The sequence below is a fragment of the Streptomyces sp. NPDC012825 genome, assembly GCF_042900925.1.
Lineage (GTDB): Bacteria > Actinomycetota > Actinomycetes > Streptomycetales > Streptomycetaceae > Streptomyces.
Window position 1 is genome coordinate 90606 of sequence record NZ_JBIBBZ010000017.1, and the last position, 10870, is coordinate 101475.

Consider the following 10870-nt stretch of genomic DNA (forward strand, 5'->3'; position numbering starts at 1 on the left):
AACGGTGCCCTGACGGGCGTGCAGCGGCCCCTGCCCCCATGCTCTCAGGCGGGGGCCGCCTGTTCGCCCGTCAGGGGGGGCGGTGCCCCGACCTACTTCTGCGTCAGCCCGCTGTGGACGGTTGCTATCGACAGCCAGCCAGGTTGGTGGCCGTTTTATAGATCACGTCGCGAACTACGGGTAGCGCTTGGTCGCACATGCTCGCCCCAATCAAAGGTTCCATAGCGCCCCCACGTCTTCAGATCGAAGACAGGCAATGAAATCTGCAACGGTTTCCCAGGCGCCATCCCTGGCGCTCGCTCCACTGGGAAAGCCGCAGAGACCCAGGAGAACCTGGCGATGAGGAAACATCAAGTCCCCGCCCCCAGGAGCTGCTGATCCCCCCAGGTCAGGCTGGTACGGAAGGCTCGGAAACAGCCATGGATGTTGCCGCACCGACAGCGTCACCCGGCCATGCCCTCGACGCATCAGGTTCAGCCGGTGACATCAGAGGCTGTGCGGAGCGGGCGGCTTCGACGAAGGGCGCGCGCAGGGCAGTGAACCGCTCCAGGAGCGGATCACGGACGAGGCCGCCGATCATCCGGGACCAGGCAGGCGGCACACGGTCGACGACCGCGAGAACACCGGCTATCTCGCCCTCGGTCATGCACTGGCTCTCCTGGAGGCAGTACTCCAGCAGGCCGCGGTCTGTCCACCGTTCCTCATCTTCCCGGTCGGGCCACTCCAGGAGAAACTGCCAGGCGACGAATGCCGCGCCGTGATGATCGTTATCGCAGATCTCCGCATTGAGAGGGCACCAGCCGTTTTCCAGAGCCCGCACAGCCGAACGGAGCACTGCCCTGTCCAGCGCAAGGTCCTCCAAAGTCCGGCAGTATCCCCGCAGCGCTTTCGCATGCCGTTGGAGCTCCGGCTGCGCCAGAAGCTCCAACGGGCCGAGGGTCGTCTCCACCGCCATACCGTGCGCAGCGAGCTGAACGGGACGCTCCTCAAGAACGACGCCCGGCAGCTGCTCGACGGTGCGCGCGAGCGCGTCACAAGCCCGCAGGAAAGCGGCAGACGCGTCCGCCAGCGCGGCCTGCTGCCGCAGCGCGAGCTCTCCAGGCGTCTGAACACGAGCCGCGGCCACGGAGCCATGGGCCTGGTTGACACCCGAAATGACGGTCGCGTCCGCCGATTGCCTGCCGCTGCGTCTGGCCCACAAGGCGGCCAGGAACGTGAGGGGAAGCGCGAGGAAAGCGGTGGCGACAGCCACAAGATCTACTAAGTCCATGGCACCGATGCTGACGGCCCTGCCCTATGGTCCCGGCGCTGTGGCAGATACTGCCGCAAAGTGACAGCCCATGATCACTGCTGTACGCCGCTGAGGGCGCGGACCTGGCGCCGCTGTGGCGAAGGAGCGCTTTGGCGGAGCCCAAGCGCCTGCTCTGCTCCGTGCCGGTGCTGCTGCGTGTACTCCCCGCCAGGAAACGGTTTCAGCTTTACGCGCGCGTGAGATGTAAGGCCAGGAACGATCAGCAGGGATCCTCCGGTTCATCGTGAGTTGACCGCAGACATAGATCCCAAGATCCTTACGGCTTGCCGCCATGCCCCCTGAGCACAGACGGTTGCCCAGGTATCCAGCGGTACCTGGCGCTGACCGGACGCAGGCCTAGTTAGCATCTCTCATGCACCCGTGCCCCTACACGAAGCCGATGCGCAGACCACTCCTGCCAGCAGAGAGATGCCGAGTCCCCGTGCACGCGCCTGTAGCCGGTTCATAGGCGCGGCTGCGGACAGGCTCTATGCTCTGCGAGCGCTCCAGGCCCGAAGGCGCGCGCAAGCAGCACAGCAAGAATGCCGGGCCACCACCCGGTCCACGACCTTTCCCCGATAGGGCTTCTCACAGTCAGGGCACAGCCACCACACGGCCTTGTTCGACTTCGGCCGCACGTCCTCGGGGTGCAGTTCACCGTTCAACACCGGGTGCCAGGCCGCAGCGACCGCCGGGTACACCACAGCCAGGTTGGCACGTTCCGTGGCGACCTTGCCCGCGCAAGCAGGACATCCCGCTCCGCTACGGGTTCGGCTACGCAAGATGGCCTGCCACTCGTAGGAACAGGTGCTGCAGCGCCAAAGTACACGCCGATGGGACCCCGCCCCGATGTCATCGGCGCTGCGTCCCGCCTGGGGCACGTACTCCGCCGCCAGGTCGGGATGGAGAGCAGCCAGGCTGGTGCGGGCGTTGACTCGCTTCCCGCTGCAGACCGAACATCCACGCCCCGCGACACGCTCACGAGGCGCGCAAGGGTAGCGGTCGCCCAAAGGGCAGATCCACCAACAGGGAGCAGAGGTGGTAACGCCGACATGCCGGGGTGTCAGCAACCCATTGGCCTCGATGTCCCATTCATCTGCCAGGCCCGGGTGGGTGACCGCCAGTGAATCAGCACCCAGATCTCGATGATCAACGTCCTCAAGCAGAACAGCGCACAGCTCTGTGCCCAGGGGCCGCCCCGCGGCGACGTACTCCTGCGCCGCCGATGCCACCCGGGCAGGCAGCCACTCCCGCTCCACCATGCGCCCCAGGACCGCCGCGGCAGCAGCATGAGCGTCCGCCCCGCCGTTGATGACCACATCGTCCGGGTGCAATGCCTTCAACGGCGCTTCACGCACCCGCACCATATGGTGCCCGGCACCCCGCACCGCGAGGGCCTTCTTCCGATCCGGCCCTGAACGACCGCGATGCCAGTACGCCCCGTCGTACTCCACGACCACGCACGGCTCGAGGCCGGTGATCACGATGTCGCACCGCGCGAACCTCGTGGCTACGCCCTCCGGCCTGACATGCCGGCGTACCGCACGGCCACCCAGGAGCGGAGCCAGCAACTCGTGCAGCTCGGAGAAGAGAGCGACCTCAGCACCGGACTGCTGACCGCGGGAACAAAGACCGCACCTCGTTCGCTGCGACACGCGCGTGCTGATGTGGGCCTGCCATTCATGGCCCCGAGCACACCTCCACCACACCCGCCGGTTGGAGCCGGCAACGACCGCATCCGCAGTCAACGAGCCGTTCTTGCTCGGGTGCCACTGCGCCGCAATCTGCGGAGCTACGGCCAGAAGGTTATTAGCCGGAGTGACCACCCTGTTCACGCAGGCAGGACAGCCACTCTTGCGGCGATTGCTCACACTTTGCAGGTAGGACGGGTGCTCTGGATCGGACACACAGTGCCAGTACACCTTGCGCTGCGACCCAGGGGTCAGCTCCGAGGCCGTCAACGGAGCATTCAGTTCGGCATGAAACTCCGCGGCCAAGCCAGGGCGTGCCTCCTCCAGAGACACGCCAGGCCTTGGAGCATCCCGCCGCTGGATGGAGCAGCGACGGCATCCGAACGCGGGACCGCGTTTCAAGAAAATCTGAACACGTCCAGCGACCGTGTTCTCTCCACGATGACCACAACGATGGCAGCGCCACGCTGCCAGCAGGCTACTCCGCCACGCGACCTGGCCAGCGCCGATTCCGCCGTTACCGGCTGTATCCCAGTCCTGCGCCACTACAGGGAGCCGCTCGGCAAGGGACTGGCCGGGTCGTGGCGGTCGCGCAATACCGTCCCTCACATGTTTGCGTGCCTGCCCGCCCCGACGCCGTCCGAGCACATCCTGTGTGGACACCATCCAAGCAGTATGGTGCGCCCCACTGAGCCGTTTTCATCCTGAATAGTTGCAGGTCAGGAGTGTGTGGATGGCTTGGACGATGGTGCCGATGCGGCGGGTGGAGCATCGGGCTCGGCGGAGGATCCGCCAGGACTTCAGTTGCGCGAAGGCGCGTTCGCCGGGAGCTCTGAGTCGTGCGTGGTCGCGGTTGAACTGCTGGTAGTGCTCGGGCTGTTCGCGGTGGTTCTTGTAGGGGTGCGGACGGTTGCGCCGGCGCCCTGATAGGCCCGGTCGGCGAGAACGAGGATCTCTCTGGTGAGGCAGGCCCGGACGATGCCGTGGACCCGGGCCGCGGTCAGGTCGTGGGTGCGGCCCGGTGTCGCACGCGAGAACCACAGAGGTGTGCCGTCGGGACGGGCGATGACCTGCACGTTCATCCCATGCTTGCGATGTTTCATGGAGTAGTACGGCTCATCGGCTGCGATGCGGTCGATGGGGATCAATGTGCCGTCGACGATCACATGGTCGCCCTCACCCAGGCCGGTCAGGGCCTCGTGCAAGCCCGGCGCCCACGCCGCGAGGACGTCGAGAGTCTCGTCGACGTAGCGCCAGGCTGTGGCTGTCGAGACGCCGAAGCCAGCCGCCAAGGCGGGCAGCGGCTCGTTCTTCCGCAGGTGCACCAGTACGAGCAGGGCCTGGCGGAAGCAGCCGAGCTTCCGCCACCGCGAGCGGCGTTCACACCTTCGTGCGTAGATCAGCCAGGAAACATGCTCGACCAGCTCATGCGGGACGTCGACCGTGGCACGATACGGGACCAAGCGAGGCTCCTCGGACGATGCGTGGTGCGTAGAGAACACCACCGCAACGACCAAGAGCCTCGCCTCGTCACCCACCCCCGCTGACCTGCCACTTCACCCCACAGAGACAGGATGAAAACGGCTCACTCTTGACCAGATGCAGGATCGCGAGCAGATGCTGGCCTGGTTCAACTCCTTCAGAAAGACGAACTATCAGCTCTTCGCGCTCAGGCTTCTGGGGGCCGCCGAGTACAGGCGTCTGATCGATGCCTTCAAGAGGGACAGCGCGGTGGTGACTCTGGCTCTCAGGCGCGGGATCCGCGCGCTGATGCCGTTCGCCGTCGCCTGGAACGACGCGCTGGGCAACATGACGGAACAGCAGCGGAAGGCCGTCTCGAAGATCGATCTACTGAGTCTTGAGCTGACCCGGGCGCTCATCACGATCGACGAGAAGATCATCGCCGCACTTCCCATGCAGCTCACGGCTGCCACCGCCGACGACCTTGCCAGCTGGCGCCCTGACAACCTGCCCGAGATCATCATCCGTGTCAGGCGGCAGGTGGTGGAGTCCTCTGTCAAGAAGCTGGAGCGGGAGAACTCCCAGCTCGTCAGGAAGATCAGAGGGGCCAAGGACGCCCTGGCGCACTCCGAGGACGGGATCTCCCAGGCCGCCAACTCCCTGATCGAGCTGATCGACCGGATCATGCGGGAGACCTTTTCCAAGAAGGAGGTCTTGGCCTGGGTCGAAGGCAACCTGCCGGATGAGCCCGAGCTCACCCACGAGAAGGACGGGGCCACTTTGCCGACCAAGCGGGCCGAAGCTCTGTGTTTCGTCTACCGCGGTGGCCCCGTGGCCCGTGAGGCTAACGAGTATGACAACGGCGTAGGTCCGTCCCTCATCCATGACACTCTGGCCCGCGCGATCACGATTACCCGTACCAGCCTGCAGAAGTTCAAACACGAAGACGGTGGCACTCAGGAAGAGAAAGACCAGCTCCTCGCCTTGCTCACCGGTCTCGAAGGAGCCCTGCTGCTGGGCTTGTCCCTCAGCCACGCCAGTGGCCCGGTTGCACAGGAGTACCCGCCCGCGGGACTCCATGCCTGACCACAGGGCAGCGAGACCGGACATGATCACTCTGCCCGGCCGAGCCGCTTGCCTCCGCTCCGCCTGGAACTTACCGCTGAAACGGACACGCAGCTCCAATACGAACTTGCGATCGCCCTCCCCGACTTTCTGTTAGCGACCGCGCAAGAGCAACGAGGCGCTGTTCATCCACTCGACGATGAGTCGAGTCTCGACCTGCCGGCCAGAGGGCAATGGCCCTACTCGGCAGGCGGCCTGCCTGGTCCGTACTGAACTTGAACTCGTGATGTCGGTCGACTCGTGGTGGCGGCGTCAGAATCCGAGATGCCAGCTGTAGCCGACTCGGGTTCAGGACGGTGGCTGTAGCCAGCGCCGCGCCGCGGAGAGGTTCACCTCAACGTCATCGCTCCAAGAGCAGACCTCCAGCCATGAGAGGTAGCCGCCTTGCGCGAAGACCAGGACCTCGCCAGGGCACTCGCCGGTTTCTGTGAACAGCTTTATGTCGGCAGCCACGACGGTGCCGGAACCCGTCGGTGCGGGCTCCACCGCGTCAGCGTCAAGGTCGAAATAGGCAGTGCCGCACCCGCACTCACAGCGGGATTGCACTCTGATTTGGGGCACCTGCCGTCGGAGGGCGACGTGAATAGGCTCGTCCGGGTTCAGGACGAGGTCAAGCACGTCGGCAACGTCCTCGGGCAGGCTGTCAGTCATGCCGCCACCGTAGCTGACCAGTAGTTTTGGGCTTCGGCCGATTTCGGGTCCGCCAACCCGACGCTCACAGGTCCAGGGCCAGGTCGGTGCCGGCGAGGCAGCCGTCAATGACCTCCGGCCGGTACTGCAGCATCTTCAGTTTGCGTTTCACGGCGCGGGTGATCTGGCCGAGGTCGGTCGCAGCAAGGTTTCCGATGTCACGCTTGACCAGCGACCAGACGCCCTCGGTCGGGTTGAGGTCCGGGGCGTAGGTGGGCAGCTGGAACACGGTGAGCCACTCGGCGTTCGCGCCGATGAACTCGCGCATGCCGGCCGTCAGGTGCAGGCGGACATTGTCCCAGACCAGCACGATCGGTCCGCCGAGCTGGATGCGGGCGCGGACGATGAGGTCGCGAAAGTCGCGCCAGCCGAAGCCCTTCGGCTCGTCCTTGCGGCCCCTGTACTCGCGGATCGCGTAGATCAGTCGGGACCGCTCGCCCGGCTTGTAGCAGGCCATACCCGCCATCGACACGCGCCCCGAGCCCCGGCCCCTCCCCCTCACCACCGGGGTCTGGCCGACCCGGCCCCACGTCCTGGCGCGCGGCGGAGTCATCGACTGCCCGGCCTCGTCCTCGAAGACGATCCAGGCGTTGCGCTCCGCCGCGGTGCTCTTACCCGCGGCCAGGTCTCCCTTTTCCACACCTCGACCGCGCCGTCATCACGCTCGATCGCCCGCCTGGTGGGCTGCTGCCAGCTCCAACCGTGCCGCTTCAGCAGCCGCCAGGTGCCCTCGACCGTGTAGGAGACATGGAACAGCCGACCGATCAGCGTCTTGATCCGTGCCAGAGTCCACCGCTGGTCCACCCAGCCGTGAGCCAGTGGACCACGCTCCAACTCCCGCTCCAGCCTCCCGATCTGAGCTTCACTGAGTCGAGGCCTTCCCGGCGACCCCTTCGACAGCACTCCCGCCTCGCCGCTCTCGCGCCAGGCCCGACGCCACCGCTCGACCGACCGCAAGCTTATCCGCAGGGCAGCGGCAATCTCCGCGTTCTTCTGCCCGCCATCGAAACGCTCCACGGCCTGGAGTCGTAACCCCTCCCGCCTGGTTCTCTCGGCGTCGGTCAGCCCGCCGCCCTGCGCGTACCTCACACCCCAGAGCTACCGGTGCTGACACCCAACTGTCAGGCGAAGGGCACCGACATCACCCAATCAAGTTCAGTAGCTGTGCACTGTCTCCTCCGGGGGCCCGCGGTGCTGTTCGGTGAAGGGCGGCGGGCTGGTCGGCCAGGCGTACCGGGTCGCTCGTGGCCGCGCGCCCTGCTCGCCCGGTTGTCCCGGGGATCTGCTTGACTCCGTCAGGAGCCCCGCTTTCTGCGATCCAAGTGCGGGCTCCTTCGGTCACCGTCCCCGAGCCCCAGCGCCGCGACGAGCCTGTGGGTCTGCTCGCCTGGGAGCCCGGCGGCGGTCAGAGTCCGGGGCATTTTCAGGCGGGCGTTCACTGTTTTGCCCTGGTGCCAGTGAATCGTGGCGAGCTTCGGTCCGTGGGCGTTGGTGTCGTGTGAGGCGGTGCTCGTGGTGGCGAGGGTGGTGTGGGTAGGTCCGCGGTGGTTGTTCGCCGGTCGGTGCTTCGCTGTTATGCGGTTCCTACTGCCAGGGTGTTGCCCTCGCACACATATCCGTCCGGGTGGTTGAACGGGCTGTTGGGGTGGGCGGGGTCGAGGAGGGTGTCCCAGTCGGGTGAGGTGAGTCCCAGCTTTTTGGCCTGCGCGGCGAGTTCGGCGAAGGCGGGTGCGTAGTAGGAGCGGACGTCGGTGGTGAAGGGGGCGAAGTGTTCGATCAGGGTGGTGTGCTGCCGGATGCTGTGGAGACCGGTTTCGCGCATCCACTGGTACAGGTCGCGGGTGCGCAGGACCTGCTGTGCGTAGCCGGGGGTGGCGCCGGCGGTGCGGAAGAGGTCGGTGAAGAGGTAGGGATCGCCGGGGCGGGCGGCGAAGGAGTAGCCGTCGACATCCTTGATGGCGACGAGCCCGCCGGGGCGTGTGATCCGGCGCATTTCGCGGAGCGCCGCCCTGAGCTCGTCGTCGGTGAGTAGTTCGACGGTGTTGGAGCACCATACGGCGTCGAAGCTGTCGTCGGGATAGGGCAGCTGGGTGATGCTGCCCTGGCGGATGTCGACGGGGCAGGGAAGGTGCCAGGACCGTACGCGTTCGGTGGCTCGGGTCACGTGTTCTTCGGCGAGGTCGATGGCCGAGACGCGGCCGTGGGGACCGGTGAGTTCGGCGAGCCAGGGAAGGAAGTCGCCTCCGCAGCATCCGGCATCCAGTACGCGCATGCCGGGGCGGATGCCGGCCTGGTTCAGGAGGTTGCGGTACGGCTCGATGCAGGCGCGGAAGTGTGCGTCGACGATCGTCTGATGGGTGAAGGGCAGTCCGGTGGAGGCGGTGAACCCCCAGGTGCTGGGCTCGGTGGGGCTCGGGTGGTCTTCTCGGGTCAGCATGGGATCTCCGTAAGCAGGCCGTGGATGGCTCGGGTGACGGGTGCGGGGGTTTCCAGTGGCGGCAGGTGCCCGGCGTCCGGGATGGTGACGAGCTGGCCTCGCCGGAGGGCGGAGGCGGCCAGGCGCATCTCATCGAGACCCACGAGGCGGTCTTCGGCTCCGGCGACGACGAGGGCGGGTAGCTGTGTCTCGTGCAGCAGTGCCAGTGAGCAGGGCCGGTCGGCGACGGCGCGCAGTGCCCAGGCGACCGATCGCGGGTCCATCCGGTGCGCCGTCTGTGCTGTGCGGGAGATGACGGCCGGGCGGGAGGCGTGTGTGGTGGCTCCTACGAGGGCCGGCAGGATCTGGGCGTACAGGCGCTGCCGGGCGGTGCCGTCCAGGCATTGTTCTGCGGTCTTTTCGCGGTTCGCCCGGTCCGCGGGAGGGTCGGCCGTTGCGCGGGAGGCGAGCAGTCCAAGGCCCAGGACGCGGTCGGGGTGGCGCCGCAGGACGGCCATGGCCACGTAGCCGCCCATGGAGGAGCCGAAGAACGCCGCACGGTCGATGCCCTCCTTGTCCAGGGTGCGCACCACGTCGTCGGCGAGCAGGTCCATGCAGGGGGCGGAGTCACCGAGCGGGTTTCGGCCGAAGCCGCGCTGGTCGGGTGCGACGACCCGGTGCCCTCGACGGGTCAGCTCCGCTTTCTGTGCCTCCCACATGGAGGAGTCCTGGAACAGAGCGTGCAGCAGGACGACGGGCGCGGGGGCGGAGCAGTTGCCGGGGCTCACTGTTCGGCGGCTGCTTCGGCGGCTCGCACGAAGCGTTCGATGTGCGGCGGCAGCCCGCGCTCTGCGCACCAGGCCAGGGCCACCGGGGCCGGGGGCAGGTCGTGCACGGGTACCGCTTTGACGTCCTTGGGCACTACGGCGGCCAGTGAGGCGAGGGACAGGTGGACGGCCTCGCCCGCTCTGACCACGGTGAGCATCTGTGGAACGTCGACCAGGGTGTGGGTGCGGCGGACGGTCCGGCCGGAGGGGGTGGTGCGGGGTACGGATTCTTCCCACACGTCCACAGGCATGGTGCCGGGGCAGTCGAAGACGCCGTAGTCGGCCACGTCCTCGATCGACACCGATGCCCGGGTGGCCAGAGGGTGGTCCGCGGACACCAGGACAGCGCGCGCGTCGTGGGCCACAGGCCGGCTCCGCCGCAGGTCCGGTTCTGCCTGTCCCAGACTGAACTTGACTACCATCAGATCGAGTTCACCGGCCCGCAGCGCGCGGAAAGGGTCGGCCACGTCGTGCTCGAGGAGCTGTGCCTCTTCCATGCCGATTCCTGCTTTTCGCAGGAGGGCTGCGGACAGGGCGGGGGAGCCGTGATAGCCGAGCCGGATCACCCCGGGGGGCGTGGCGGCGTGAGGGGTGGTGTGGTGCAAGGCGGTGTTTCCTCGGTGGGGAGCGGACGCGGAGCACGGCCGGTAGGCCGTGCTCCGCGTTTACGTCACTTGGCCAGGCGGCCGAAGAACAGGCTGCCGGCGGCGTCGAGGTCGGGGGAGTAGAAGAACTCCCTCACCGCGCGGATGTACTCGTGGCGGCTGATGGATCCGTCGCCGTCGGTGTCCAGCTGCGCGAAGGTGTCCATCGCGTCCGGGGCGCTGATGCCCCAGACGTCGAGGAACTGCTTGAACTCCTCCTTGCTGATGGTGTTGTCGCCGTCGGTGTCCATGACGTCGAAGATGGCATGGGGGACACCCTCGACCATGTTGAAACGGCTGGTGTCCACGCTCGCCGCGCGGTTGGCGTGGTGGTACTGCTCCTTGTTCAGACGGTTGTTGCCGTCCGCGTGGCGCAGCAGCTCCATCCAGTACATCTGGTAGGCGGCCGTCAGCGCGTGCGCCCGGCGGTCGTTCTTGTCGATCTTGTAGGCGCTCAGGTAGCGGTCGATGAGCCGCTGGTAGTCGGCCCACTCGACGTAGCCGTCGTTGTCGTTGTCGGTGGCGCTGAACAAGTGGTCCAGCTTCGTGGTGATCGGATCGGCGGTGGCGGTGGCCATGACCGTCCCTTCTGTGTGGGGAGTGTGCTTCGGCGAACGTGCCGACAGCTCTGCAGAGCCTAGGACCGTAGTTTCCGGAAAAGAGGAACAAAATCGGCGAACAGGGTTAATCACGCTATTGGGTGAATTACCAATCGGCTGCAGAAT

Annotated in this window: 10 protein-coding genes and 1 pseudogene; 1 reads left to right on the forward strand and 10 read right to left on the reverse strand. The window is 66.6% G+C overall.

Annotated elements, in window-relative coordinates:
- Positions 1-388: 388 nt before the first annotated feature.
- From ACFY7E_RS27020 to ACFY7E_RS27030, 3 genes and pseudogenes are all read right to left on the reverse strand, one after another.
- A complete protein-coding gene (locus tag ACFY7E_RS27020; RefSeq protein WP_389489179.1) occupies positions 389-1270 on the reverse strand; it encodes a hypothetical protein in 882 nt (293 codons plus the stop codon).
- A 509-nt stretch (positions 1271-1779) separates the two neighbouring features.
- A complete protein-coding gene (locus ACFY7E_RS27025; RefSeq protein WP_389489182.1) occupies positions 1780-3648 on the reverse strand; it encodes a zinc-ribbon domain-containing protein in 1869 nt (622 codons plus the stop codon).
- Between the two features lie 33 nt (positions 3649-3681).
- A pseudogene (locus ACFY7E_RS27030) lies at positions 3682-4445 on the reverse strand (IS5 family transposase).
- Positions 4446-4581: 136 nt separating this feature from the next.
- On the opposite strand from ACFY7E_RS27030, the gene ACFY7E_RS27035 reads away from it, so the two are divergent.
- Positions 4582-5529: a hypothetical protein gene (locus ACFY7E_RS27035; RefSeq protein ID WP_389489184.1), complete on the forward strand. Its 948-nt coding sequence runs from the start codon at positions 4582-4584 to the stop codon at positions 5527-5529.
- 327 nt (positions 5530-5856) lie between these two features.
- On the opposite strand, the gene ACFY7E_RS27040 is transcribed toward ACFY7E_RS27035, so the two are convergent.
- The 7 genes from ACFY7E_RS27040 to ACFY7E_RS27070 all read right to left on the reverse strand — a co-directional run bounded on the left by ACFY7E_RS27040 (position 5857) and on the right by ACFY7E_RS27070 (position 10723).
- On the reverse strand, positions 5857-6219 hold the full coding sequence (locus ACFY7E_RS27040; RefSeq protein ID WP_389489186.1) for a hypothetical protein: 363 nt from the start codon (positions 6217-6219) through the stop codon (positions 5857-5859).
- Between the two features lie 64 nt (positions 6220-6283).
- Positions 6284-6811: a transposase gene (locus ACFY7E_RS27045; protein WP_389489261.1), complete on the reverse strand. Its 528-nt coding sequence runs from the start codon at positions 6809-6811 to the stop codon at positions 6284-6286.
- Complete coding sequence (locus ACFY7E_RS27050) at positions 6808-7347, reverse strand: winged helix-turn-helix domain-containing protein (RefSeq protein ID WP_389489188.1); 540 nt, start codon at positions 7345-7347, stop codon at positions 6808-6810. The genes ACFY7E_RS27045 and ACFY7E_RS27050 overlap by 4 nt, the downstream gene beginning before the upstream one ends.
- A 484-nt stretch (positions 7348-7831) precedes the next feature.
- Positions 7832-8695 carry a class I SAM-dependent methyltransferase gene (locus tag ACFY7E_RS27055; RefSeq protein WP_389489190.1) on the reverse strand — a complete coding sequence of 288 codons (864 nt, stop codon included), beginning with the start codon at positions 8693-8695 and terminating at the stop codon, positions 7832-7834.
- On the reverse strand, positions 8689-9462 hold the full coding sequence (locus tag ACFY7E_RS27060; RefSeq protein ID WP_389489192.1) for an alpha/beta fold hydrolase: 774 nt from the start codon (positions 9460-9462) through the stop codon (positions 8689-8691). Before ACFY7E_RS27060 ends, ACFY7E_RS27055 begins: the two co-directional genes overlap by 7 nt.
- Complete coding sequence (locus ACFY7E_RS27065) at positions 9459-10106, reverse strand: substrate-binding domain-containing protein (RefSeq protein WP_389489194.1); 648 nt, start codon at positions 10104-10106, stop codon at positions 9459-9461. The genes ACFY7E_RS27060 and ACFY7E_RS27065 overlap by 4 nt, the downstream gene beginning before the upstream one ends.
- A gap of 65 nt (positions 10107-10171) precedes the next feature.
- Positions 10172-10723, reverse strand: a complete 552-nt coding sequence (locus tag ACFY7E_RS27070; RefSeq protein ID WP_389489196.1) for an EF-hand domain-containing protein — start codon at positions 10721-10723, stop codon at positions 10172-10174.
- Between the last annotated feature and the right edge of the window lie 147 nt (positions 10724-10870).